The sequence below is a fragment of the Antarctobacter aquimaris genome (assembly GCF_900184945.1).
In the GTDB taxonomy this organism is placed as follows: domain Bacteria; phylum Pseudomonadota; class Alphaproteobacteria; order Rhodobacterales; family Rhodobacteraceae; genus Maliponia; species Maliponia aquimaris.
This window is the reverse complement of record NZ_FXYF01000006.1, coordinates 1-23,825: the sequence shown is the minus strand read 5'-3', so window position 1 is coordinate 23,825 and position 23,825 is coordinate 1. Positions and strand designations below refer to the sequence as shown.

29 protein-coding genes and 1 other RNA gene are annotated in these 23,825 nt (G+C 67.3%); 17 read left to right on the top strand and 13 right to left on the bottom strand.

What is annotated here, in order from left to right; genetic code table 11:
* Nucleotides 1–8: 8 nt before the first annotated feature.
* Nucleotides 9–1,166, top strand: a complete 1,158-nt coding sequence (locus tag MAA8898_RS11900; protein ID WP_094021246.1) for a Gfo/Idh/MocA family protein — start codon at nucleotides 9–11, stop codon at nucleotides 1,164–1,166.
* Between the two features lie 224 nt (nucleotides 1,167–1,390).
* On the opposite strand, the gene MAA8898_RS11895 is transcribed toward MAA8898_RS11900, so the two are convergent.
* Both MAA8898_RS11895 and metF read right to left on the bottom strand, forming a co-directional pair.
* On the bottom strand, nucleotides 1,391–1,975 hold the full coding sequence (locus tag MAA8898_RS11895; RefSeq protein ID WP_094021245.1) for a GNAT family N-acetyltransferase: 585 nt from the start codon (nucleotides 1,973–1,975) through the stop codon (nucleotides 1,391–1,393).
* Nucleotides 1,976–2,179: 204 nt separating this feature from the next.
* Entirely contained in the window at nucleotides 2,180–3,046 is an 867-nt protein-coding gene (gene metF, locus MAA8898_RS11890) for a methylenetetrahydrofolate reductase [NAD(P)H] (protein ID WP_094021244.1), read from the bottom strand.
* Between the two features lie 104 nt (nucleotides 3,047–3,150).
* Between metF and MAA8898_RS11885 the strand changes: the two genes are divergently transcribed.
* Nucleotides 3,151–4,056: a LysR family transcriptional regulator gene (locus MAA8898_RS11885; RefSeq protein WP_094021243.1), complete on the top strand. Its 906-nt coding sequence runs from the start codon at nucleotides 3,151–3,153 to the stop codon at nucleotides 4,054–4,056.
* 9 nt (nucleotides 4,057–4,065) lie between these two features.
* Here the strand turns inward: MAA8898_RS11885 and MAA8898_RS11880 are convergent, their stop codons facing one another.
* Together MAA8898_RS11880 and MAA8898_RS11875 are read right to left on the bottom strand one after the other, a co-directional pair.
* On the bottom strand, nucleotides 4,066–4,386 hold the full coding sequence (locus tag MAA8898_RS11880; RefSeq protein WP_141194838.1) for a hypothetical protein: 321 nt from the start codon (nucleotides 4,384–4,386) through the stop codon (nucleotides 4,066–4,068).
* Between the two features lie 193 nt (nucleotides 4,387–4,579).
* Nucleotides 4,580–4,786 carry a cold-shock protein gene (locus tag MAA8898_RS11875; protein ID WP_094021241.1) on the bottom strand — a complete coding sequence of 69 codons (207 nt, stop codon included), beginning with the start codon at nucleotides 4,784–4,786 and terminating at the stop codon, nucleotides 4,580–4,582.
* 203 nt (nucleotides 4,787–4,989) lie between these two features.
* Between MAA8898_RS11875 and MAA8898_RS11870 the strand changes: the two genes are divergently transcribed.
* Both MAA8898_RS11870 and MAA8898_RS11865 read left to right on the top strand, forming a co-directional pair.
* Entirely contained in the window at nucleotides 4,990–5,307 is a 318-nt protein-coding gene (locus MAA8898_RS11870; RefSeq protein ID WP_094021240.1) for an arsenate reductase family protein, read from the top strand.
* 25 nt (nucleotides 5,308–5,332) lie between these two features.
* Complete coding sequence (locus MAA8898_RS11865; RefSeq protein ID WP_094021239.1) at nucleotides 5,333–5,701, top strand: hypothetical protein; 369 nt, start codon at nucleotides 5,333–5,335, stop codon at nucleotides 5,699–5,701.
* Nucleotides 5,702–5,725: 24 nt separating this feature from the next.
* Here the strand turns inward: MAA8898_RS11865 and MAA8898_RS11860 are convergent, their stop codons facing one another.
* The 5 genes from MAA8898_RS11860 to thrS all read right to left on the bottom strand — a co-directional run bounded on the left by MAA8898_RS11860 (nucleotide 5,726) and on the right by thrS (nucleotide 10,761).
* Nucleotides 5,726–6,292: a DoxX family membrane protein gene (locus tag MAA8898_RS11860; protein ID WP_094021238.1), complete on the bottom strand. Its 567-nt coding sequence runs from the start codon at nucleotides 6,290–6,292 to the stop codon at nucleotides 5,726–5,728.
* An 11-nt stretch (nucleotides 6,293–6,303) separates the two neighbouring features.
* Entirely contained in the window at nucleotides 6,304–7,026 is a 723-nt protein-coding gene (locus tag MAA8898_RS11855; protein ID WP_245853384.1) for an HvfC/BufC N-terminal domain-containing protein, read from the bottom strand.
* Nucleotides 7,027–7,151: 125 nt separating this feature from the next.
* Nucleotides 7,152–8,000, bottom strand: a complete 849-nt coding sequence (gene bufB, locus MAA8898_RS11850) for an MNIO family bufferin maturase (RefSeq protein ID WP_094021236.1) — start codon at nucleotides 7,998–8,000, stop codon at nucleotides 7,152–7,154.
* 102 nt (nucleotides 8,001–8,102) lie between these two features.
* Nucleotides 8,103–8,402: a BufA1 family periplasmic bufferin-type metallophore gene (locus MAA8898_RS11845; RefSeq protein ID WP_094021235.1), complete on the bottom strand. Its 300-nt coding sequence runs from the start codon at nucleotides 8,400–8,402 to the stop codon at nucleotides 8,103–8,105.
* A 376-nt stretch (nucleotides 8,403–8,778) separates the two neighbouring features.
* Complete coding sequence (thrS, locus tag MAA8898_RS11840) at nucleotides 8,779–10,761, bottom strand: threonine--tRNA ligase (protein WP_094021234.1); 1,983 nt, start codon at nucleotides 10,759–10,761, stop codon at nucleotides 8,779–8,781.
* A gap of 178 nt (nucleotides 10,762–10,939) precedes the next feature.
* Between thrS and MAA8898_RS11835 the strand changes: the two genes are divergently transcribed.
* Nucleotides 10,940–12,196: an MFS transporter gene (locus MAA8898_RS11835; RefSeq protein WP_245853383.1), complete on the top strand. Its 1,257-nt coding sequence runs from the start codon at nucleotides 10,940–10,942 to the stop codon at nucleotides 12,194–12,196.
* A gap of 59 nt (nucleotides 12,197–12,255) precedes the next feature.
* Nucleotides 12,256–12,927 (top strand): DNA-3-methyladenine glycosylase I, encoded by a 672-nt coding sequence (locus MAA8898_RS11830; protein ID WP_094021232.1) that lies wholly within the window; start codon nucleotides 12,256–12,258, stop codon nucleotides 12,925–12,927.
* 53 nt (nucleotides 12,928–12,980) lie between these two features.
* On the opposite strand, the gene MAA8898_RS11825 is transcribed toward MAA8898_RS11830, so the two are convergent.
* On the bottom strand, nucleotides 12,981–13,727 hold the full coding sequence (locus MAA8898_RS11825) for an ArsR/SmtB family transcription factor (protein WP_094021231.1): 747 nt from the start codon (nucleotides 13,725–13,727) through the stop codon (nucleotides 12,981–12,983).
* 271 nt (nucleotides 13,728–13,998) lie between these two features.
* Between MAA8898_RS11825 and MAA8898_RS11820 the strand changes: the two genes are divergently transcribed.
* The 10 genes from MAA8898_RS11820 to MAA8898_RS11775 all read left to right on the top strand — a co-directional run bounded on the left by MAA8898_RS11820 (nucleotide 13,999) and on the right by MAA8898_RS11775 (nucleotide 20,985).
* Nucleotides 13,999–14,739, top strand: a complete 741-nt coding sequence (locus tag MAA8898_RS11820) for an alpha/beta hydrolase (protein ID WP_094021230.1) — start codon at nucleotides 13,999–14,001, stop codon at nucleotides 14,737–14,739.
* The gene (locus MAA8898_RS11815; protein WP_094021229.1) at nucleotides 14,736–15,329 is read left to right on the top strand and encodes a histidine phosphatase family protein; all 594 of its coding nucleotides are present in this window, start codon (nucleotides 14,736–14,738) and stop codon (nucleotides 15,327–15,329) included. Before MAA8898_RS11820 ends, MAA8898_RS11815 begins: the two co-directional genes overlap by 4 nt.
* Entirely contained in the window at nucleotides 15,329–16,291 is a 963-nt protein-coding gene (locus MAA8898_RS11810; RefSeq protein WP_094021228.1) for an alpha/beta hydrolase, read from the top strand. The genes MAA8898_RS11815 and MAA8898_RS11810 overlap by 1 nt, the downstream gene beginning before the upstream one ends.
* A 14-nt stretch (nucleotides 16,292–16,305) precedes the next feature.
* A complete protein-coding gene (locus tag MAA8898_RS11805) occupies nucleotides 16,306–16,917 on the top strand; it encodes a hypothetical protein (RefSeq protein WP_094021227.1) in 612 nt (203 codons plus the stop codon).
* A 121-nt stretch (nucleotides 16,918–17,038) separates the two neighbouring features.
* Nucleotides 17,039–18,019 carry an ester cyclase gene (locus MAA8898_RS11800; RefSeq protein WP_306456427.1) on the top strand — a complete coding sequence of 327 codons (981 nt, stop codon included), beginning with the start codon at nucleotides 17,039–17,041 and terminating at the stop codon, nucleotides 18,017–18,019.
* The gene (locus MAA8898_RS11795; RefSeq protein WP_245853382.1) at nucleotides 18,016–18,639 is read left to right on the top strand and encodes a class I SAM-dependent methyltransferase; all 624 of its coding nucleotides are present in this window, start codon (nucleotides 18,016–18,018) and stop codon (nucleotides 18,637–18,639) included. The genes MAA8898_RS11800 and MAA8898_RS11795 overlap by 4 nt, the downstream gene beginning before the upstream one ends.
* Nucleotides 18,640–18,823: 184 nt before the next feature.
* Nucleotides 18,824–19,534, top strand: coding sequence for an alpha/beta fold hydrolase (locus tag MAA8898_RS11790; RefSeq protein ID WP_094021225.1), 711 nt, complete (start codon nucleotides 18,824–18,826; stop codon nucleotides 19,532–19,534).
* A 126-nt stretch (nucleotides 19,535–19,660) separates the two neighbouring features.
* Nucleotides 19,661–20,042: RNase P RNA component class A (gene rnpB / locus MAA8898_RS11785), an RNA gene on the top strand.
* 105 nt (nucleotides 20,043–20,147) lie between these two features.
* The gene (gene rpmG / locus MAA8898_RS11780) at nucleotides 20,148–20,315 is read left to right on the top strand and encodes a 50S ribosomal protein L33 (RefSeq protein WP_005856346.1); all 168 of its coding nucleotides are present in this window, start codon (nucleotides 20,148–20,150) and stop codon (nucleotides 20,313–20,315) included.
* A 160-nt stretch (nucleotides 20,316–20,475) separates the two neighbouring features.
* Nucleotides 20,476–20,985 carry a GNAT family N-acetyltransferase gene (locus tag MAA8898_RS11775; protein WP_094021224.1) on the top strand — a complete coding sequence of 170 codons (510 nt, stop codon included), beginning with the start codon at nucleotides 20,476–20,478 and terminating at the stop codon, nucleotides 20,983–20,985.
* Nucleotides 20,986–20,997: 12 nt separating this feature from the next.
* On the opposite strand, the gene MAA8898_RS11770 is transcribed toward MAA8898_RS11775, so the two are convergent.
* From MAA8898_RS11770 to MAA8898_RS11760, 3 genes are all read right to left on the bottom strand, one after another.
* Nucleotides 20,998–21,456 carry a cupin domain-containing protein gene (locus MAA8898_RS11770; RefSeq protein WP_094021223.1) on the bottom strand — a complete coding sequence of 153 codons (459 nt, stop codon included), beginning with the start codon at nucleotides 21,454–21,456 and terminating at the stop codon, nucleotides 20,998–21,000.
* A 105-nt stretch (nucleotides 21,457–21,561) separates the two neighbouring features.
* Complete coding sequence (locus tag MAA8898_RS11765) at nucleotides 21,562–22,347, bottom strand: Bax inhibitor-1/YccA family protein (protein WP_094021222.1); 786 nt, start codon at nucleotides 22,345–22,347, stop codon at nucleotides 21,562–21,564.
* Between the two features lie 127 nt (nucleotides 22,348–22,474).
* On the bottom strand, nucleotides 22,475–22,654 hold the full coding sequence (locus MAA8898_RS11760; RefSeq protein WP_094021221.1) for a hypothetical protein: 180 nt from the start codon (nucleotides 22,652–22,654) through the stop codon (nucleotides 22,475–22,477).
* 125 nt (nucleotides 22,655–22,779) lie between these two features.
* Between MAA8898_RS11760 and MAA8898_RS11755 the strand changes: the two genes are divergently transcribed.
* Entirely contained in the window at nucleotides 22,780–23,625 is an 846-nt protein-coding gene (locus MAA8898_RS11755) for a LysR family transcriptional regulator (RefSeq protein ID WP_094021220.1), read from the top strand.
* Nucleotides 23,626–23,825: the final 200 nt, after the last annotated feature.

The following is a 23,825-nucleotide window of genomic DNA, read 5'->3' as shown; positions in this document are numbered from 1 at the left end:
GAGACGTGATGGCGAAACTGGGATGGGGCCTGATCGGCGGCGGCGAAGGCAGCCAGATCGGCCCGGCGCACCGGCTGGCGGCGGGGCTGGACGGGGCGTTCGACTTTCGCGCCGGGGCATTGGACCACCGGCCCGAGGCCGGGCGCGCCTACGGGCAGCGGCTGGGGCTGGCGGCGGACCGCGCCTATGGCGACTGGCAAGAGATGCTGGCGGGCGAGACGGCGCGCGAGGACCGCATCGACCTGGTGACCGTGGCGACGCCGAACGCCACGCATTTCGCGATCACCAAGGCCTATTTGCAGGCCGGGTTCCACGTGCTGTGCGAAAAGCCGATGACCATGACGGTCGAGGAGGGCGAGGAGATCGTCGGCCTTGCGCGTGAGACGGGGCGCATCTGCGCGGTCAACTACGGCTACACCGGCTATGCGCTGGTGCGGCACATGCGGGCCATGGTGGCGCGCGGCGACCTGGGCAAGGTGCGGATGGTGGTGGCGGAATTCGCCCATGGCCACCATGCCAACGCGGCTGACGCGGACAACCCGCGCGTGCGCTGGCGCTACGATCCCGCGCAGGCGGGCGTGTCGGCGCAATTCGCCGATTGCGGCATTCACGCGCTGCACATGGCCTCTTTCGTCATCGGGCAGGAGGTGACGCGGCTGTCGGCCGACACGGTGTCCTGCATCGAGAGCAGGGTGCTGGAGGATGACGCCCAGGTGAACCTGCGGTTTGACGGCGGCGCGGTGGGGCGGCTCTGGACCTCGTCCATCGCGCTGGGGCGGCAGCACGGGCTGACCTTGCAGGTGTTCGGCGAAAAGGGCGGGATGCGCTGGGCGCAGGAGCAGCCGAACCAGCTGTTCTGGATGCCGCTGGGCCAGCGGCTGCAGGTGATCGAGCGGGGCGAATGCGGGCTGTCGCCCGAGGGCGACCTCGCGAGCCGGGTGACGGTGGGCCATGCCGAGGGCATGCCGCTTGCCTTTGGCAACATCTATTCGGACCTGGCCGAGGCGATCCGGGCGCGCAAGGAGGGGCGGGCGATGGACCCGGCGGCGGATCTCTATCCGCGCGCCGAGGATGGACTGCGGTCGATGGCGGCGGTCTTTGCCGTGGCTGAGAGCGGCAAGGCCGAGGGGGCCTGGGTCGAGGCGCGGCCGCCGATGTTCCGGTAAGCAACGCAGTCGGCCGGGCCCCGGAACACATCCGGGGCCTGTCCGCGCTAACGACACGGGCGGGCCCGGCCCCATAGGGTGAATAGACCCTCGAGCACTCCACCCCTTTGCCGCCGCTTGGGCTGGCTTGGGCGAAACCTCTTGTCATTGCGAAGACTTGGGTGTCGGCGGTCCGCTCAGCGGGCTTTTCGGCCGTTCGCACAATCTGCTAGTCGACCAACTTCCTAGCGATTTGCGGTCTTCGCTGGTCTCACCATCGTGACGACCTTTGGGTGACCGCCAACATCTATCGTGTAGTGCGGTCTGAAACCAAATCTCTCATAGAACGGGACATTCTCTAGCTTTGTTGACTCGAGATAGGCAATTGTTCCGTCCTCATCGCACATATTCAATCCATGCGCCATCAGGGCCGCACCGATTCCCTGTTTCTTCATGAACGGATCAACACCCATCAGCGGCAAGAACCAATGAGGCTCTGATGGGTGCGCACGATCAAATTCAGCATAAACTTCGAAGAGTTCGGCCTTCGCATCAGGCGCAACACTCCGCTCCAAGAGGGCATCTAACGCCTCCTCGTCAGGATGGACATCCGGTGGAACCCAGAGTGCAGCACCGCGGTCACCGCAAACATGTGCACCTCCACAGTCCACGCCCTTCTCTCCGTAAATGCGCACGTATTCAGGAAAAAACTCGAGATACTGGGACGTGCTTGGGTAAAGGTATCGGCACACCGGGTCGTCAATAAAGCAATAAGCCATCAGCTTGATGGCGGCTTCGAATTGATCTGGATTGGCGGCGACTACCTTCATATTGACCGACTCTTGAACATGTCCTCAGGGTTAAGAGGCTGAACCAAGTGTTGGAAAAAGTAAAAACCTTTTGCCAAACCGACGGCGAAAGCGGGAGGGGAGATGGGCTCAGTGCGGACATGGCACCCTGACCCCAAAAATCCACTCATCCACAAAGGCCCGACCGATCACGCCGGGCCCTTTCCATGTCCGTGTTGCGTAGGTTCAGGCGACCTGCTCGAACTTCACCTCGGGCGTGACGCCCAGCGCGAAACACACGTCGCGGGTCAGCTCCGGGCGGTTCAGCGTGTAGAAGTGCAGCTTGTCCACGCCGCCTTCCAGCAGGTCCGAACAAAGCTCGGTGCAGATGGCGGTGGCCAGCAGGTCCTCGCGGCCGTCGCGTTGGGCCTTCTCAAAGGCGTCGATCAGCCAGGCGGGGATATGCGTGCCGCAGCTCTCGGCAAAGCGGCGCGCACCGTTCCAGTTCTCGATCGGCAGGATGCCCGGCACCACGGCCTTGTCGATGCCGGCCTTGGCGCAGGAGTCGCGGAAGCGGAAGAAGGTCTCGGCCTCGAAGAAGAACTGGGTCAGTGCTTCGGTCGCACCGGCGTCCAGCTTGCGCTTGAGCCAGTCGATGTTGGCCTGCATCGAGCCGGCCTCGGGGTGGCAGTCCGGGTAGGCGCCGACGCGGATGGTGAACTTGCCGGTGTCGGCCAGCGACTCGATCAGCTCGATCGAATTGGCAAAGCCCTCGGGGTGGGGGACGAACCCGGCCGAGCCCTTGGGCGGGTCGCCGCGCAGCGCCACGATGTCGGTCACGCCAGCGGCGGCAAAGTCGTCGGCAATCGCCAGCGTCTCTTCGCGGGTGGCGTCGACGCAGGTCAGGTGGGCGGCGGTGCGCAGGCCGGAATGCTTGTGCAGGGTGGCCACGACATCGCGGGTCAGGTCACGGGTGGTGCCCCCGGCGCCGTAGGTGACCGAAACGAAACGCGGCTTGAGCGGCGACAGCACCTGGACCGCGTCCCAGAGGCGGAAAGTGGCCTCGATGTTTTTCGGCGGGAAGAATTCGTAGGAGATCTCGGGGCGCTGCATGATACGGGAGTCCTTTATGAGTTGCCCTCTTGTTGCACGCGCAGCATTGTGAGACAAACTCATAAATCTCAACATCAACATGAGCCAGATGAGGGTTGGGTCCCATGCACATCGAATTCCGGCACCTGCGCACCATCAAGGCGATTCACGAGGCGGGCGGCGTGGCGCGCGCCGCCGACCAGCTGAACATCACCCAGTCCGCGCTGTCCCACCAGATCAAGGGGTTGGAGGAACAGGCGGGGGTCGAGCTGTTCGTTCGGCGGTCCAAGCCGATGAAGCTGTCGGCGGCGGGCATGCGCCTTCTGCGGCTGGCCGAACAGATTCTGCCGCAGGTCGAGGCCCTGCAGGAGGAATTCGAGGGCCTGCGTTCGGGCAAGGCGGGGCGGCTGCACATCGCCATCGAGTGCCACGCCTGTTTCGAATGGCTGTTCCCGGTGCTGGAGGGCTTTCGCAAGAAGTTCGGCGACGTGGACGTCGACATCAAGCCCGGCCTCGCCTTTGACGCGCTGCCCGCGCTGATGAAGGAAGAGGTCGACGTGGTCATCTCGTCCGACCCCGAGGACCTGGCCGGCGTGACCTTTGTTCCGCTGTTCGATTACAAGCCTGTCTTCGTCGCTTCGGCCACGCATCCGCTGGCCGAAAAGCCCTACATCGAGGCGCAGGATTTCCGCGGCGAGACGCTGATCACCTACCCGGTGGAACGGTCGCGGCTGGACATCTTCAGCCAGTTGCTGACCCCGGCCAAGGTCGAGCCTGCCGCGATCCGGCAGGTGGAGCTGACGGCGGTGATCCTGCTGCTGGTGGCGTCGAACCGCGGCATCGCGGTGCTGCCCGACTGGGTGGTGCGCGAGGTCAAGTACAACTCGGACTACATCACGCGGCCCCTGACCGAGGCGGGGCTGACCCGGCGCATGTATGCCGCGGTGCGGACCGAGGACCTGGAAAAACCCTATATGCAGCTGCTGATCCGGCTGGCCGGTGAAGAGGCGCAGCGCCTTCAGGCGGCCTGATCCTGCGCCTCAGCAGCTTTCGCTGGCCTGCGCGCGGGCCAGGTCCCACCGGTCGGCGTAGACCAGGCCGCGCACGGGGCGGTGCGGCGCATTCATGACCTCTGTCGCCTTCTGTGCAAAGCAGGCGCAATTCACGCCGCTGAGGGTTTCGCGGCACCAGGCGGCCGGATCGGCCGGGGCCGCCGCTGCGCCCAACGGCGGCGGGCCGCTGCGCGGCAGGCCACCCTGGGTGAGGGGCGGGAACACCCGGACCCCCATCACGAGAAGCCCTATGCCGACCAGGCTGGCGGCGTAGATCACGGGCCTTGACGACAGCCATGTTGCGGTCATGAGCGCCTCCGGCATCTGCCTGTTGCGACCGCCCCGAGGGAGCGGTGCAGTGCGGGAGCATAGCGCGAGCCAGCCGATCCACATAGCGCGGTTCGCCAAGCATTTTCATCAAGTTGACAGCAGGCCGGCCGCCAGACCATGCACAGGAGGCGTGTCCCCCCGTTTCATCGCGTCGGCGCCGTCCGGCTGCGCCTCAGAGCAATTTCAGGTCCGAGGCCATGGTGCGGCCGTCCCGGCCTTCGCGCAGCTCGAAGCTGACCTTCTGGTTGTCGGCGAGCCCGGTCAACCCCGAGCGTTCGACGGCTGAGATGTGGACGAAGATATCCTTGCCGCCGTCCTCCGGTGCAATGAACCCATAGCCTTTGGTGGTGTTGAACCACTTCACGGTGCCATTCGGCATACTTCCCGTGCTCCTATTCAAGTCGTCACGTGCATCCCCGAAGCGCGCCGGGGATGGCCACCGTGCCCGGTCCGGACAGGATCGGTCTCGGTGACGCCGCTGAGATTAGCGCAGATCGCCGAAATACAAGAGTCCAAGCCTCGCATTTCGCGGAAAGTTTGCCTATTTCGGTGTCATCAGGGCACGCTGCCAAGGGATTGAGCATGATCATCTACGGGTTGAAGACCTGCGACACCTGCCGCAAGGCGCAAAAGGCCCTGCCAGAGGCACAGTTCGTCGACGTGCGGGCGGATGGGCTGCCTGACTCGGTCCGCGATGCGGCGCTTGCGGCGTTCGGAGACCGCCTGCTGAACACCCGCTCGACCACCTGGCGCGGCCTGCCAGAGGCGGAAAGGGCGCAGTCACCCGAGGCGCTGCTTGCGGCGCATCCGGCGCTGATGAAACGCCCGCTGGTCGTGGACGGCGACCGCATGGTGCTGGGCTGGGACAAGGCCGCGCAATCGGCGCTGGGCCTGGCGTGACCGGACAGATCAAGGAGACACAGCCATGCGCAACGCGGCACTGACATTGGGAATCATCGCCGGGGTGTTCGGCATGATCGTGGGCTTTTTCGGTTTCGGCTACACCGAGCTGGCGCGCAACGTGTCCGAGGTGGAACAGATGTTCGGCATGTTCGACGACCCGCAGACCGTGCGCGTCGTCTCGATCCTCGCACCGCTTCTGGCCATTGCCGGCGGCGCGATGGCCAAGGCGCGGGCGCTGTGGGGCGGCATCCTGCTGTTGCTCTCGGCGGCGGGCTTCTGGCATGGCTTCGGCTTCAACGTCTTCACCATGTTCCCGATCGCCTTTGCCGGGCTGGGCGGGGTGCTGGCGCTGGCGGCGGGCAAGCCGGACGAACCCAAGGCGCATTTCTGACCCTGGGTCACCTGCCGCGCAGTCTCAGGCCGCGACTGGCCGCGCCGGCGGGTTCAGCCCCAGCAGCCTGTCGATGGACAGCGCGCCCGCCCCCCGGATCACCAGCAACAGCAGGGCAAAGATCCAGAGCGTGCGTTCGTCGATCAGCCCGTAGCGCGCATCGAACAGCGCGCCCGGGTCCGCGCCATGGCCGGTCATGTCGACCAGGGTCTGCACGGTGACAAAGCCGATCATGCCCAGCGCTGCGAGGCGGGTGAACAGCCCCAGCAGGATCAGCAGCGGCAGCAGCCATTCCGCCACCGTCCCGGCATAGGCCACCAGGTCATAGACAAAGCCGAGGTTGTCGGTGTTGTAGCTCGCCGCCTCGAAGGCCTTGGGGAACATCTGCGCATAGACCCCGGATTCCAGCGTGAAGACGTCGAACAGCCCTTCCTCTCCCTTGCGGTCCCAGACCTTGGTGCCGGCGGAGGCCCAGTAATACCCCAACAGCGTCGCGGCAAAGACCAACCGGGTGAGCAGGGGGATCAGCGCGTCGCCCAGCCGCTCGACAGGGGCAAACAGCGCGCGGTGCAGGGATAGCAGTCGGTCCATGGTCGGGGTCCTCACTCGGTCAATAGGTCGGTAAAGGCGCCCTGCTGCAACAGCAGGGGCAGCGTGGCGCCCAGGTCGAAATCCGTGCCGGCCCGCTCCAGCGCCGCGCCAAAGGCGGCCCCCGCGTCGAGGGCGGCCAGGAAATCCGCGCCGCCCGGCGGCAGCAGGTGCGGCTGCGGGTCGAGGCCGGGTCGGGTGATCACCACCTCCTCGGCGCGGGCAGTCGGCTTGGGGCTGCCCGGCTCCAGCGTGTAGCGGTAGACCGACAGCACCGGCCAGGCCGAGCGCAGCACCCGGGTCGCAGGCGCGAGGCGCAGGCGCGCGCGCAGCAGGGCATCCTCGTCCAGGCCGGCCAGCAGCACAGGGTCCAGCGCCGGCGCGTCGGCGGCGTGATAGCTTTGCCGCATGGCCAGCTCCAGCCGCGCCACGTCGCCCAGGTAGCCGATCGGGCGCAGCGCTTCGATGCTTTCGAGAAATGCGGGAAACCCCGCGCCATACTGCATCATCAGCGGCGTTGCGGGTGGCTCTGTGCGCAAGTAGATCCCCGCCGCGCGAGAAAAGTTCTCCGGTCCGATCAGCCGCGCCACCGCCGGAAACCCGGCCTCCAGCGCCTCGTGCAGGGCCACCGCCACGTTGTTGCGATAGACCGAATATCTTCGCCCCGCCGGGCGTCCCGCGCCATCGGTCAGCCCCTCGGGAACCGGGACTACGGCATCCAGCAGCCCGGCGCGCAACGCTGTTTCCGTGGCGCTTGCTATGTCACCTGTGCCCGCGCGCAGGGTTTCTTCTGGCGGAAAACATCCCGGCGGAGTCGCCGCAGGCGACGGGGGCAGCGCCCCCAACACCGGGACCCGTCCGCTCATGCCGGCACCCGGGCCAGCGCCGTCGCGGCCCGCGCCGCCTCGGCGGCCAGCACCGGCCAGTCCGGCACGTCGGTGTCCCATTCGATCAGAACGGGCAGCGCACCTGCGCGCGACAGCACGAGATCGAGCAGCGTCCAGACCGGCTCGGCCGTCTCGCGGCCATGGCTGTCGATCAGCAGCGGCGCACCGAAATCGTCCTGATCCTCGTCGTGGCCGGCGATGTGCAGCTCGCCCACCGCCTCCAGCGGGAACCGCGCGATGTAGTCCTGCGGGGAATAGCCAAGGTTGGTGGCCGAGACGAAGACGTTGTTGACGTCCAGCAGCAGGCCGCAGCCGGTGCGGCGGGTCAGTTCGTGCAGGAACTCGGTCTCTTCCAGCGTGCTTTCGGCAAAAGCCAGGTAGGACGAAGGGTTCTCCAGCAGCATCCGCCGCCCCAGCGCCTCCTGTACCTGGTCGATGTGGCAGGCGACGCGGCCCAGCGTGGCCGGGGTATAGGGCAGGGGCAGCAGGTCGTTCAGGAAATGGCCGTCATGGGTCGACCAGGCCAGGTGTTCGGAAAAGCTGGCCGGGTCGAGCCAGCCGACAAGGTGCTTCAGCCGGGCGAGGTGGTCTGTATCCAGCGGCTCGGGGCCGCCGATCGACAGGCCGACGCCGTGCACGGAGATCGGAAACCGCTCGGACAGGGCGCGCAACTGCGCCAGCGGGCGGCCGCCTTCGCCCATGTAGTTCTCGGCATGCACCTCCAGCCAGCCGACCGGGGCCGCATCCTCGAGGATCGCCTTGAAATGCTGCGGCTTGTAGCCGACTCCGGGCATCGGCGGCAGGGACCTGGCGGTGTCGAACATGGGAGGCCTCGTCGGGTTGCGGCGTGGGGCGGGCGGCGGATCGGTCCTGAGAGAGGGGAGGCCGGAAGGGGCAGGCGCAAGGCCCGCCCCGACCGGGTCATGTCACATCTGGGGCAGGTCGCGCTCGAGCGCCTCGAGCGACCCCATGCGCGCGCTGCCGTCCGCCATGGCGGGCAGTTCGATCTCGGCGCAGGTGCCGGCGTCGACCAGCGTCCAGGCGTTGCCCTGGTAGTCGACCTTCGAGGTGCCGGCGCAGGTGGTGCCGGGACCGGCGGCGCAGTCGTTCTCGCCGGCAAGCGAGACGCCAAAGCACTTTTCCTGGTCGGCGGCATGCGCGCCCGTGGCGGCAACGGCGGCGGCGACGATACCAACGAGAGCGGCGGTCTTGATCTTGGAGGACATGTGAGTTCCTTTCAGGGACTGGGTGTTGTGAAACTTGGCCGGTGGCGTCCAGGCCATCCGGTAGACACAGAGTGCAGGCCCGCCGTGCCACAAGCGACTCACGGGCCCGTGCATCACGCGGCCGTGCGGCCCCGTGTCGATGCCGTGAAGTTTCAAGGTCCGGAAAGCCTGACCCGGGACGATTTCCCGGCGGTCGATGTAACGAAACCCGCCGAATTCACCATGCTGCAGGGCAGAATGTTTCAGCCGCCACGCGGCGCGCGCACGACGGCGGCGCACCGATCACGAAATGTGACAGCGGCCGGGGCACCGGGCGCGCATGAAAAAAGGGCCGCGCCCGGCAGGACGCGGCCCTTACAGTAACGTGTTCGAGACCTCAGCCGCGCAGGTCGGGCGGTGTCGCCTCACCGGCCAGCGCGGCGGTGATCTCCTCCAGCGACATGACCTCGGTCCGGTTTTCGCCCAGCCGCCGCACGGTGACGGTGCGTTCCTCGAGTTCGCGGTGGCCGATGGCCAGGATCACCGGGACCTTGCCGACCGAGTGTTCGCGCACCTTGTAGTTGATCTTTTCGTTGCGGATGTCGGCCTCGGCCCGGACGCCCGCGCGGGTCAGCGCCGCCACCACCTCGGCCACGTAGTCGTCCGCCTCGGACACGATGGAGCCCACCACCACCTGCCGCGGTGCCAGCCAGAACGGCAGCTTGCCGGCGTGTTCCTCGATCAGGATGCCGATGAAGCGTTCGAACGACCCCAGGGTCGCGCGGTGCAGCATGAAAGGCCGGGTCTTTTCGCCGTTGGGCGCGATATAGGACGCCCCGAGCCGTTCCGGCAGGTTCGGGTCCACCTGGAAGGTGCCGCACTGCCAGACCCGCCCGATCGCGTCGGTCAGGTAGAAGTCCAGCTTGGGCCCGTAGAACGCCCCGTCGCCCGGCTCCAGCGTGTAGTCGCGGCCCACCGCCTTGATCGCGTTTTCCAGCGCGCCTTCCACGTAGTCCCAGCTTTCCTCACTGCCGACGCGCTTTTCGGGGCGGGTGGCAAAGCGGATCTCGAACTCGGGAAAGCCCAGCTCGCGGTAGATTTCGGCAGTGAAGTCGATGAAGCGCGCGCATTCCGCCTGGATCTGATCCTCGGTGCAGAAGATATGCGCGTCGTCCTGCGTGAATCCGCGCACCCGCATGATGCCATGCAGCGCGCCCGAGGGTTCGAACCGCGCACAGGAGCCGAATTCGGCCAGCCGCAGCGGCAGGTCGCGGTAGGACTTCAGACCCTGGTTGAACACCTGCACGTGGCAGGGGCAGTTCATCGGCTTCAGCGCGTTGATGCGGGTCTGGGACTTGTCCTTGACGGCGGCGTCATCGTGCTCGCCGTCGCGGCTTTCGTCCACTTCGACGACGAACATGTGGTGCTGGTACTTGTCCCAGTGGCCCGAGGCCTCCCACAGTTTACGGTCGACGACCTGCGGGGTGTTGATCTCGCGGTAGCCGCCGGCGCGCTGCTTGCGGCGCATGTAGTCCTGCAACTGGGTGTAGATCGTCCAGCCGTTGGGATGCCAGAACACCTGGCCGGGCGCCTCTTCCTGCATGTGGAACAGGTCCATCTCGCGGCCCAGCTTGCGGTGGTCGCGCTTGGCGGCCTCCTCCAGCCTGTGCAGGTGCTTTTTCAGGTCTTCCTTGTTCCGGAAGGCGACACCGTAGATCCGTTGCAGCATCTGGCGCTTGCTGTCGCCGCGCCAATAGGCCCCCGCCACGCTCATCAGCTTGAAGCTGTCGCCGGGCACCTGGCCGGTGTGTTGCAGGTGCGGCCCGCGGCACAGGTCCTGCCAGTGGCCGTGCCAGTACATGCGGATCGGCTCGTTGCCCGGAATGGCCTCGATCAGCTCGACCTTGTAGGGTTCGTTGTTGGCTTGGTAATACTTGATCGCCCGCTCGCGCTCCCAGACCTCGGTGGTCACCGGGTCGCGCTTGTTGATGATCTCCTTCATCTTCTTCTCGATGAGGCCGAGATCCTCGGGCGTGAACGGCTCCTTGCGGTCAAAGTCGTAGTACCAGCCGTTCTCGATCACCGGGCCGATGGTGACTTTGACCTCGGGCCAGATCTCCTGCACGGCCCGCGCCATGATATGCGCGAGGTCGTGACGGATCAGTTCCAGCGCCGGCGCGTCGTCGGCCATGGTGTGGATGGCGATGGCGGCATCGCCGTCGATCGGCCATTGCAGGTCCCAGTGGGCGCCATCGACGCTGGCCGAGATGGCCTTTTTCGACAGGGACTTGGAAATGCTCTCGGCGACCTGCGCCGGGGTCACGCCCTGGTCATAGTCGCGTTTGGAGCCATCGGGGAAGGTCAGGGAAATCTGGGCCATTGGCCTCGTCTCCTCGTCGGTTCGGCGCCCACGGAACGCCCGGTTGCGGGTATGGTGTGTCGCGGCTTGATGCAGGCACGCGCGGAATGTGTCAAGCGGCTGTCATGCTTCGTGGTCGGGCTGTCGGCGGCGGCGCGCATGGGCGCGGTGCAACCTTTCCGGCCGCACGGGCGTTGCCATGACTGGAGAACGGGAGGCGACAGCACGCATGGCGGTATTCGAGACCCTGACCGGGGCAGGGGAGGTCGACGCACGCGAGGCCCGCAACGGGCTGCGCCACGCCGCCGCCCTGACCATGACCAAGCTGGCCGACGGGCTGATCGACCCCAAGCTGGTGCTCAGCTGGCTGGGCGGGGCGCTGGGCGTACCGGCCGGGATCGTCGGGCTGTTCGTGCCGATCCGCGAGGCCGGGGCGCTGGTGCCGCAGATCCTGCTGGCCGGGCGGGTGCAGGCCATGCCGCGGCGCAAATGGGCCTGGGTCGGCGGGTCGGTGGGGCAGGGCCTGGGCGCCGGGCTGATCGTGCTGGCGGCGCTGACGCTGGAGGGCTGGACGCTGGGCGTGGTCATGGCGCTGGCGCTGGCCGGGCTGGCGGTGAGCCGCGCGCTCTGTTCCGTCAGCTACAAGGACATCCTGGGCAAGACGGTGGAAAAGACCCGGCGCGGGGCGGTGACGGGGATCGCCGGGTCCGCTTCGGCGCTGTTGGTGCTGGGGTTCGCGGCCGCGCTGATCCTGGGCGGCGGGCAGGCGCTGTGGCCGGTGCTGGCGGCGATCTCGGCCGCCTCTGCCCTGTGGCTGCTGGCGGCGGCGCTGTTCTCGCGGCTCGAAGAACAGAAGTCTCGGCCGCAGACTGGCCCGGCCATCGACCTCACACCGCTGTGGCAGGACTCGCAGTTCCGCCGCTTCATCGCCGCGCGCGGCGCCTTGACGGTCACCGCGCTGGCGCCGCCCTATTTCGTCCTGTTGGGCGGCGGGCAAAGCGCGTTGCAGGCGCTGGGCGCGCTGATGGTGGCCTCGGCCGCGGCCTCGTTCGTCAGTTCCTACGTCTGGGGGCGGCTGGCGGACCGTTCCTCGCGCCTTGTGCTGGCGCTGGCGGGACTGGCGGGCGCCGGGTTCATGACGCTGGCCGTGCAGGCCGACCTGGCAGGCTGGACTGCCGCGCCCTGGGTCATCCCGGCCATCCTGTTCGGCCTGATGGTGGCGTATCACGGTGTACGGCAGGGGCGGTCCGTCTACCTGGTGGACATGGCGCCCGAGGACGCCCGGTCCTCCTACGCGGCGCTGGCGAACACGGCGATCGGCGTTCTGTTGCTGGTCGTGGGGGCGCTGGGGGCGGCGCTGGCCACCCTTGGGCCGCTGGTCGCGCTGGCCGGATTCGCCGGTCTCAGCCTGTTGGGCGGCTGGCTGGCGCTGGGTCTCGACGAAGTGGAACAGTGACGGGTTGCGCCCGGCGGGGTGGCGGCGCACTCTGGTCGGGAACCTGACAGGAGGGCGCGATGCGGACGTTTGCGGAAATTCTGGACATCGCGGCAGAGCGCAAGGGCGGGCGGGACGCCGTATTTGCCGATACACCCGTGCCGAAAACACCGGACGCCCTGGCCGCCATCCCCGACGATCGCTGGCTGTCCTGCATGGCGAAATCGGTCTTTCAGGCCGGGATTAGCTGGACCGTGGTCGAAAAGAAATGGTCCGACATCGAAGAAGCCTTTTACAACTTCGACGTTGGGCGCGTGGCGCTGATGTCCGAAGACTGGTTCGACGAGTTGCTGTCGGACCCCCGCATCATCCGCAGCCCGCCCAAGGTGGAGGCGATCCAGCAGAACGCGGTGCTGGTGCAGGAGACGGCGGCGGAATTCGGCTCGTTCGGGCGCCGGGTGGGCGACTGGCCGGCCGAGGATTTCGCCGGCCTGCTGGACTGGCTCAAGACCAAGGGCGCGCGGCTGGGCGGCACGACCGGGGCCTACGTGATGCGTTCCATGGGCAAGGAAAGCTACATCCTGTCGTCCTCCGTCGTGGCGCGGCTGGAGGCCGAGGGCGTGGTGGACAAACCGCCAACGTCGAAAAAGGCCATGGCGGCGGTGCAGGCGGCGTTCAACACCTGGGCTGAGGAAAGCGGCGAGAGCCTGACCACGATCAGCCGGGTCCTCGCGCAAAGCATCGACGGCTGAAAGACACCTGGCAGGGCGTCTTTTCCATGCCCGAAGACACGGCGTAACCGCGGTTACTCCGCCATCTGCGGTGCAAAGCGGTGCGCCTTGCCGGTTTCCAGCCAGGTCTTGAGCCCCGACAGGTAGCGCGCCCAACCGTCCTCGATGCCGGGCTGCGCGCCGGTCAGCCCGTAATGTTCGACCGTCAACTTCATCCCTGTGGCCTGCGGCTCTACCAGGTAGACGCAGCGTGACTCGGTCCTGTCCTCGCCCCACTGCGGCAGGAACGCCATCTCGATCCGGGTCTTTGGCTCGATCGCAATCACGCGGTTCGACAGCATCACGCCACCGGCGTCGAAATGCATGTCCACCTGATCGCCGGGGGCGGTGTAGTCGCCCGTCACCCTGGACGAGGCGAAATGATAGGCCGAGATCAACTCACCCTGTGTCAGCGCCTCCCACAGCGCATCCTGGGTGCAGTTGATGAAGGTGGACATGACGAGATCGGGTTTCATGGGGGTCTCCAGTCTGGCTTTGAGGGTGGACAAAAGCTGGGTCTGCGGCTGGATCAACGGGTTGATCCAGCGGTCGATGACTTCCCTGAGGGGAAGCGGATTGAGGTAGTGATGCTTGAACCGGCCCACCTTGCGGGTGGTGACCAGGTGCGCCTCCTCGAGGACCTTGAGGTGCTTCATGACGCCAAAGCGGCTCATGTCGATCTGCTCTTCCAGTTCGGACAGCGTCTGCCCGTCCTGCCGGCGCAGGCTGTCCAGCAGGGCGCGGCGGGCCGGGTCGTTCAGGGCCTTGAAGATCGCGTCCATCGCAGGTCAGCGGTGATTGGCGGACAGGGAGAGTGAAGGGGGCGGCATCCAGGCTCCTTTTTGGCGTGGCCGTGTGATGTGAATATACGTTACTCAATAGTAACGTGACAATAGGGTAACGTATTTGCCATTTGGCCGCTGTCGGTGCGCGGGGCGCCGCTGTCGGTGCAGGTGGGTCAGGGGATGACCCAATTGGTGGAACGAATTTCAAGAAAGCCTTTTGGAACCCGTGGCTTGCCGTTATGGTCCGGGCGCAGGGAGGGCGTGCGACATGGCGGCGATTTCACACATCGAGGGACCGAACGGCGTGCCGTTGGCCTATGCGCGGACCGAGGGCGCGGGGCCCTGCGTGGTGTTCCTGTCGGGCTACCGCTCCGACATGACGGGCACCAAGGCGCTGCACCTCGAGGCCTGGGCCGAATCGGCGGGGCGAGCCTTTCTGCGGTTCGACTACTCTGGCCACGGGCAGTCGGGCGGTGCGTTCGAGCATGGCTGCATCGGCGATTGGGCGGGTGATGCCGAGGCGGTGATCCGCCATGCCGCGCCCGGTCCGGTGGTGCTGGTCGGCTCGTCCATGGGCGGCTGGATCGGCTGTCTGCTGGCGCGGCGGCTGGCTGACATCCGGGGCTTTGTCGGCATCGCCGCCGCGCCGGATTTCACCGAGGACAGCTTTTGGGCCGGCTTTACCGAGGCAGAGCGGCAAAAGGTCATCGAACAGGGCCATCTCGAGATGCCGTCGGCCTACGAGGACCCCTACCTTGTCACCCGCAAGCTGATCGAGGACGGGCGTCGGAACCTTGTCCTGCGCGCGCCGCTGGTCATGGACTGGCCCGTCCGCCTGTTGCAGGGAACCGAGGACGAGGCAGTGTCGCGCGCGACCGCGCTGCGCCTGCTGGACCACATCGACAGCCCGGACGTGCGGCTGATGCTGGTCCGCGGGGCCGACCACCGCTTTTCCACCCCCGGCTGCCTGGACGCGATCGAGGCGGCGCTGGCCGAGGTGCTGGCGTGAGGCGGCTGTTCTACATCAGCCATGCGGACGTGGTGATCGACCCGCAGGTGCCGGTGCCGGACTGGCGCCTGTCCGAACGGGGCAGGGCGCGGCACGCGGCCTTTGCGCAGGTCTGCCCGCCGCTGGCGGCGATCTGGTCCAGCGATGAACGCAAGGCGCGCGACGGGGCCGAGAGCCTGGCAGGCGTACAGCGCGTTACGCCCCGGATCCTGCACGCCCTGCACGAGAATGACCGCTCCGCCACCGGCTACCTGCGCGGACCGGAGTTCGAGGCGACGGCCGATGCCTTCTTTGCCCAACCCGAGGAAAGCGTCCGGGGATGGGAACGCGCGGTGGACGCGCAGGCCCGGATCCTGCGCGCGCTGCGGCAGGTGGTGGCAGAGTCGCCAGAGGGCGACATCGCCGTGGTGGCGCATGGCGGGGTCGGGGCGCTGTTCCGGGCGCATCTGACAGGCGTCGGGATCGACCGCAGCCATGACCAGCCCGCGGGCAGCGGTGGCGGGCACCTGATGATCGTGACCCTGCCGGACTGGCGGCTGGTGCAGGACTGGACGCGCATCGAAACCTGGTCGCCCGAGGGCGGTGCCTGATGCTGGGCTGGGCGCTGGCCGGGCTGGGCGTGGCCGGGGGCGCATGGCTGCTGGCGCCGCGCGAACCGGCGGTGACCAATATCCGCTTTGACGACAGCCTGCTGGAGGGCGGCATCGACGCCTGGCTGTCAGTGACCGAATCGCGCGTGCCCAACCTCCGCCCGGGCGCGGCCAAGCGTGTCCACTGGGCGCAAACGCCCGAGACGCGCAGCGGCTGGGCGGTGGTCTACGTGCACGGGTTCTCTGCCGCTCCGGACGAAATCCGCCCGGTGCCGGACCTGGTGGCCGAGGGGCTGGGCGCGAACCTCGTCTTCACCCGGCTCAAGGGGCACGGGCAGGATGGCCCCGCCATGGCCGAGGCAACGGTCGAAGGCTGGATGATGGACGTCGCCGAAGCGCTGGCCATCGCCCGCCGGGTGGGCGACCGGGTGCTGCTGATGGGCACCTCCACCGGGGCGACGCTGGCCACCCTGGCGCTGCACGAGGCGATGTCAGACCGGGTGACGGGGATTGTGCTGGTATCGCCCAACTTTCGCGTGGCGGACCCGAAGTCGGCGCTGATCACCTGGCCCGGCGCGCGCTGGTGGTTGCCCTGGATGGCAGGGCGGGAGATCGGGTTCGAGCCGCGCAACGCGGAACACGGCCGGCTCTGGACCACGCGCTATCCCAGCCGCGCGGTGCTGCCGATGGGAGCGGCGGTCAGGGCGGTGCACCGGCGGCGGCACGAGGCGGTGCGCACCCCGGCGCTGTTCGTCTTTGATCCCGGTGACCAGATCGTCGACCACCGCATCACCCGAAAGGTGGCCGCGCGCTGGGGCGCGCCCGCGACGCTGCACGAGGTGACACTGGGTCCCGAGGATGACCCAGCACGCCACCTGATCGCCGGCGACGTGCTGTCGCCGCGCCTGTCGATCCCGGTGGCGGCACGGGTGCTGGACTGGGCCAGGAGCCTGCCGGGATGAGGCGGCCGCGCTCCATGTGGTCGCTGGAAACGCTGGGGCGCGAACGGCTGTCGCGGCATTTCTGGATGCGCGAGTTTCTGTATTCCGAGATCGGAAACTTTCACGAAATCAGCAATATCCCGGACGATCCTGACCTTGCGCTTGAACGTGGGCGGGCCTTTGCCTCCACGCTGCTGGACCCGCTGGAGGAAACCTTTGGTCGTGTCTTTGTCCGCTCCGGCTACCGCTCGCCGCAGCTGAATGCCTTTGGCAATGCGCACCGGCTGAACTGCGCGCGCAACGACTACCCGCTGGAATGCCACATCTGGGACCTGCCGGACCGCCCTGTTGCCGGCGCCTCCATCGTCATCCCCTGGTTCGCCGACCGCTACGCGCAGGGGCGCGACTGGCGCGACCTGGCCTGGTGGTTGCACGATCACCTGGACCATTCCGAACTCTGGTTCTTCCCCAAGCTCTGCGCCTTCAACATCGCCTGGCGACCGGTGCCGCAGCGGCGGATCGACAGCTACATCGCGCCCAGGGGCACGCTGTTGAAGGCAGGGGCGGAACCCGTTGAAAACGCGGCGACGCGGGCTGCCCGCTACGCCGATTTTCCGCCGTTTCGCGGCCTCGACCTGCCGGCATGACCGCCGCTGGACAGCGCCGGGAGCGGCGTCTAGCCTGCACGGGACTCACAACCGGAGGTTAGCCCTTGGACCAGACCTGCACCTGCCCGTTGCGCGCCCTTTTCCCGAGGGAGGCCGCCCATTGGCGGGCCAGCAGATGATGCAGGGCTTTGATCCGACCTTTGGCAGCTTTCCGGATTTCCTGCTGACCGCGACGCGCGAGATCTGGGAGGGCCGTGGCCTGACCACCCGCGCGCGCGCCTGGTATCACCCCGAGGTCATCCTGCGCGCCGGCGACGGCATCCAGTTCGGCGCGCAGACGGTCGCGGCTTCGGCCATGGCGACGCTGGTCAGCCTGCCGGACCGGCGTCTGCTGGGCGAGGACGTGATCTGGAGCGGCAACCCGAGGATCGGCATGCTGGGCTCGCAGCGCATCCTGTCGGTCGCCACCCATGGCGGGGCGGGGCCGCTGGGGCCGCCGACCGGCCGGGTGCTGCGCTACCGCGAGATCATCGACAGCTATGCCAAGCGCGACCAGATCTGCGACGTCTGGACCGTGACCGACACCGGAGCGATCCTGCGCCAGCTGGGCCTGACGGCCGAGGCCTGGGCGCGCCGCCTGGTGCCGGGCCTCGACCCCGAAACGCAGCCCTTCACGCCGCGCGTGGACGTGACCGGCCCCTACACCGGGCAGGGCAACACCGACCAGTGGGGCGAAGGCTATGCCACCCTGCTGGGCCGGATCATGGACGGCGACCTGTCGGTCATCCGCGACCAGTACGACCGCGCCTGCCATCTGTGCCATCCCGGCGGGGTCGAGGCGCACGGCTGGGCGGCGGCGGATGCCTTCTGGCTGGGCCTCAGGGCGGCGCTGCCCTCGGCGCGGTTCGAGATCCACCACAAGATCGGCATGGAAGAGCCGCAGATGCCGCCGCGCGCGGCGCTGCGCTGGTCGCTCACCGGGCGGCACGAGGGCTGGGGCGCCTTCGGCCGGCCAAGCGGGGCCGATCTGCATGTGATGGGCATCAGCCACGCCGAATTCGGCCCCTGGGGCCTCAGGCGCGAATGGACGGTCTGGGACGAGGCGGCGGTCTGGACCCAGATCGTGGCCCAGACCGGGTGAGCACGATCGAGGTCTACCAGCGCGTTGCCGAGGGGTATGACCGGTCGCGCGACCAGAGTCTGTTCGAAAAACCCTGGCTCGACCGGCTGCTGGCTGATGTCCCGCCGGGCGGCAAGGTGCTGGACCTCGGCTGCGGCTCGGGACGGCCCATCGGTGCGTATCTCGCGGCGCAGGGCTACGCGGTGACGGGCGTCGATGCCGCCCCGGCCATGCTGGACCTTTATGCCCGCCACGTGCCAGAGGCCTGTGTCGTTCTGGCGGACATGCGCGACTTGGCGTTGGACGCGCGCTTCGATGCCATCGTCGGCTGGGGCAGCTTCTTTCATCTTGATGCGCGCGACCAGCGCCGGACCTTGCCGCGGATCGCGCGCCACCTCGCCCCCGGCGGACGACTGCTGCTGACCGTCGGGCCTTCTGCGGGCGAAGCCTGGGGCCAGGTGGAAGGCGAAGCGGTCTACCACGCCTCGCTTGCCCCCGAGGACTACGCCGCGCTGCTGGCGGCGGCCGGCGCGCCGGTCGAGGCATACGTGCCCGAAGACCCGTCCTGCCGGGGTCACTCTCTCCTGCTGGCCCGCCGCCCTGTCGCCGACAAGGGCCTTGCGGCCACCGATGACGCCTGACATGCCGCGCGACCGGGTCAAACGCCGCAGGGCGGGTTTCTTCCGTGCCGCCGTGCCTCTCTTTCAACCGCTGCCCGGTCTGTTAGGGTGCGCCCAATCGCGACCTGACAGGGGCAAAAGGGTGAGCAGCATCACAGCCAGAAGCGGCCACGGCAGGCTGCATTCAATCGAGACCATCGCCTGAATGCCCGAAACCGTCGTCTTCCTGCCCGAGATGATGTGCGACGCCCGCCTCTTTGGTCCGCAGATCGCCGATCTGTCGCGTGACCACGCGGTCATGGCGGCGCCCGTGTCGCAGGGCGAGCGGATCGAGGAGATCGCCTCGAACGTGCTCGACATGGCGCCGCGGCGCTTTGCGCTGGCAGGGTTGGGCTTTGGCGGGATTGTGGCGCTGGAACTGTTCCGCCGCGCACCGGACCGGGTGACACGGCTGGCGTTGATCGCCACCCATTCCAGCGCCGACACCCCGCAGGCGGCGGCGCTGCGCGACCCGCGGATCATCCGCGCCCGCATGGGCCGCCTGCGCGAGGTGCTGGCCGAGGAATTCCCCAGTTCCTGCCTCGCCCCCGGCCCGCAGCGCAAGGAGGTGCTGGAGCTGGTGGCCGAGATGGCGCTGGGGCTGGGGGTCGAGTCCTACATCCGCCAGGTGCGCGCGTTGCAGCGGCGGCGCGACCAGCAGGGCACGCTGCGGCGCATCGGCGTGCCGACACTGGTGCTGTGCGGCGCCGGGGACACGCTCTGCCCGGTCAAACGCCACGCCTTCATGGCCGAGATGATCCCCAAGGCGACGCTGACGGTGATCGAGGACGCGGGTCACCTGCCGGTGCTGGAACGCCCCGAAGAAGTCACCACGGCGCTGCGCGACTGGCTGGGGCAGCCGCTGCTCTTGCGCTGAACGGCAAGGCCGGGGCCAAGGATTTTGCAAAATCCTTGCAAGCGCGTTGCAACGCGCTTGGCCGCGCACCGATCGCGGCGCGCACGCCATTGACCGTCCCGCCTTCACCGCCTATGTCGGGCGGGCGCGGAAGGCCGGACGGCCGCTTGCAGCGATGCGAGAGGAAAGTCCGGACTCACCGAAGCACCGGTGCCGGGTAACTCCCGGGCAGGGCAACCTGACGGACAGCGCCACAGAGAACAGACCGCCACGCCTTCGGGCGCGGCAAGGGTGAAACGGTGGGGTAAGAGCCCACCGGGGGACTGGCAACAGGACCCGCATGGCAAGCCCCACCGGGAGCAATGCCGAATAGGGATCACGCGCGCCTCCGGGCGCAGGGCCGCTTCCGCCCGAGCGATCCGGGTTGGCAGCTAGAGCCACGCGGCAACGCGCGGCCCAGAGGAATGGCCGTCTGAGGCCGGGGCGACCCGGCCAAGACCAGAATCCGGCTTACAGGCCTTCCGCGCAACTCTTTTGCCGGTTTCCCGTGTTGACTCGGGGCCGGACTGAGGTAAAAGGCGGGCCTCACACCGATTTCACGCGGGGGGTCGCCTCGCGTTGCAGGAGACGACAAATGGCGAAGCCCACCACCATCAAGATCCGCCTGAACTCCACCGCGGGCACCGGCCACTTCTACGTGACCAAGAAAAACGCGCGGACCATGACCGAGAAGATGACCATCCGCAAGTTCGACCCCGTCGCGCGCAAGCACGTGGAATACAAGGAAGGCAAGATCAAGTAAGCCGACCCGGCTGAACGTCTTTCTAGGGCCGCGCGGGAGAACACCCGGCGCGGCCTTTGTCGTGTCTCGGCCCCAGATTCCTGGCCGCCGGGGCGGAATGCGCAGGTGCCGCCGGCAGGGCGCGGACCCGCGCGCGACCTGCCCCGCAAGAGGGCCGACCATGACCGCAGGCATCTTACTCCGCACCGCTCGGCAATCCGACATCACCGCGCTCGACCGGCTGTTCCGGCGCAGCTACTCTCGGTTGCTGGCAGCAGACTATCCTCCTTCGACGCTGGTCACCGCGGTCCCGGCCATCGCCCGGGCGCAGCCCGACCTCTTGGCGTCCGGCCTGTTCTACGTGGTCGAGGACTCTGAACAGCGCGTGCTGGGCGCGGGGGGCTGGTCGCTGGGGGCGCCGGGGCGGCGGCCTGCGCAGCCCGGGATCGGCCACATCCGCCACGTCGCCACCGATCCCGACGCCACCCGGCGCGGGGTCGGGCGGCTGTTGCTGGAGCATATCCTGCGCGTGGCCGAGGACAGCGGCATGGCGCGGATGCATTGCCAGAGCACCCTGACGGCCGTGCCCTTCTACAGGGCGATGGGGTTTGTCGCGCAAGGCGACATGGCGGTGCCCCTTCCGGGTGGGATCGTTTTTCCGACCGTGTTCATGGTGCGGCCGCTTGGCTGACCGGCCGAGCGCCTATTTCGGCAGCGGATCGGCCGGGGCGCCGTTCTCGGAACTCCAGCGGCGCTCGTCATGGGGGCGGTCCACGTGCAGCACCCGGTCCTGACCGGGATAATGCACCCGGTCGCGCGGGGCGCGTGTGCCGATCACCAGGTAGCGGGCCGGGCTGTCAGAACGGTTCTCCAGCCGGTGGCCGATGTCGACCCCGGCGGCAAAGGTCGCGGCCATGCCGGGGGTCAGCGGCGTTTCAGTTTCGCCCTCGGTCAGCACGACCTCGCCCTCCAGCATGTAGACCATCTCGTCTTCTTCGGCGTGCCAGTGGGGATGGCTCGACGCGGCACCCGGTGACAGGATTTCGACAAAGGCGCCGAACTGCGTCAGCCCGCCGCTGTCGCTGAACAGCAAGGCCTCGTAGGCGCCCAGCGCGCCGTCTCCCGCCTCGCGCTTGACCGTGTCTTCGGTGATGATTGGCATGTCGTCTCCCCGCCGTCCTGCCCCAATAGAAAAGGGCCGGTCCCCCGACCGGCCCTTTCCCTATAGCATGTTTGGCGCGTGTTGGTACGCGCGGTTAACCAAAGGTCACTCGCGGTTGCCCAACAGTTGCAGCAGGAACATGAACATGTTGATGAAGTCGAGGTACAGGTTCAGCGCGCCCATGATGGCGGCCTTGCCCAGCCAGTCCTGATCGCCATGCGCAGCGTGCTGGATGTAGGTGTTCTTGATGTTCTGCGTGTCGTAGGCGGTCAGGCCCGCGAAGATCAGCACACCAAGGATCGACACGGCGAACTGGATCGCCGGGCTGCCGAGGAAGATGTTGATGATCGAGGCGACCAGCAGGCCGATCACGCCCATGATCAGGAACGATCCCCAGCCCGAGATGTCTTTCTTGGTGGTGTAGCCCCAGAGCGACAGGCCGGCGAAGGCGATCGAGGTGGTCAGAAAGACCTGGATGATCGACAGGCCGGTAAAGACCAGGAAGATCGAGCTGAGCGACAGACCCATCAGAACGGCGAAGGCGTAGAACACCAGCTGCACGCCGGCGGCGTTCAGGCGGTTCACGGCGGCGCCGAACCCGAAGAAGATGAACGCCAGCGGGGCGAACATGATCACCCACTTGAGCGGCGACAGGTACAGCGCCTGACCCAGGCCGGTCAGGTACTGGCCGTCGCGGAACATCACCGCGCCTGCCGACGGGTCGGTCGTCACGGCAAGGCCGGAGATCGCCCAGGCGGCCAGGAATGTGATGAAAGTGCCTACGGACATCGTGCCGTAGACCTTGTTCATGTGGGCGCGAAGCCCTTCGTCAATCTGGGCAGCGCGTGCGCCGGAGACGCCAGCTGCCCGGACCGATTGATACTCTGCCATAAAAGCCTCCGTATTGGGTTCCGAAAACGGGCAGTCTCGCCCGGACTTTCCTGTTCGATATTGGCAAGCTCGCCGCGTTTTTCAAGGCGCGAAGGGATCGGAAACCGCACAAAGATAACTCGGGCATTCACCAATCCTTGTCGGGTTCGACCCAATGCGCCGGGGCATTCCACTGTGGCCGGACCTGCGTGGCGCAGGGTCCGGCAGTCCGCGCGCCGATCAGGGCGGGGACGAGCCTTGTCCCGGCACGGTCTGAATGGCGGCGGCGGGCCAGCCGCGAGAAGAGCGGATCGAGGACGCGGATCATGATGTCTTCCTTCGGAATGAGTGATGTGTTGATCAGGAGAGATGTTTTCCGTTGATGAATTTGGGGGATTGTGATTGATTTGAGAAGTGAATGTATGTGACCCGAGTCATCACGGAACGTGAACAGTGCGAAATCTCGATGTCACCACCCTGCGCTCTTTCGTGGCGGTCGCCCAATCCGGCGGCGTGACCCGGGCCGCGGGCTTTCTGAACCTCACGCAGTCGGCCGTGTCGATGCAGATCAAGCGGCTGGAAGAGATGCTGGACCAGCAGTTGCTTGACCGGACCGGACGGGGCGTGTCGCTGACCCCGGCCGGGGCGCAGCTGCTGAGCTACGCCCAGAAGATCGTCGAATTGAACGACGAGGTCTACACCCGCCTGACCGACCAGAGCTGGGAGGGCGAGGTCACGCTGGGGGTGCCGTCGGACATCGTCTACCCGGTGATTCCGCAGGTGCTGTCGCGGATGGCGCGCAACCACCCGCGAGTCAAAGTGCAACTTGTCAGCTCGTTCACCCGCGTCCTGAAGGCACAGTTCGCGCGCGGCGAAATCGACGTCATCCTGACCACCGAAACCGGGGTGGAGCCGGGCGGTGAAAGCCTGCTGGAGGTTCCGCTGCGCTGGATCGGCGCGCCAGACGGGCAGGCCTGGCGGCAAAGACCGCTGCGGATCGCCTTTGCCCGCACCTGCGGCTTTCGCGGAGAGGCGATGCGGCGGCTGGACGCGGCGGGGCTGAATTGGGAACTGGCGGTCGATTCGGACAGCGACACCACCATCGACGCCACGGTCAGCGCCGATCTCGCCATCACCGCGCGTCTGGAGGGGCATTTCGCCGATTACATGGTGCCGATCGACGGGCCGGGCCTGCCGGAGCTCGGCACGCAGTTCATCAACCTCTACATCGGAACAGGGCAGCCGGCCTATGTGCAGGCGCTCTGCGCCGACATCCGGCAGAGCATGACTGCGTTCTAAAGCACCCCGCCAAAAACCTGAATCGTTGGGATTCCCATGAGAGCTGAATTGTGATTCATCCTGTTTGGGAGGATGGATCATGTCGGCACCTTTACCGGAAGCTCTTCGGGCGCGGTTTCAGAGATTGATTGAAGAAGGGTTAAGCGGGCGTGCGGCTGCGTTGCGGCTGAAGGTGTCGCCTGCCACTGGGGCGCGTTGGG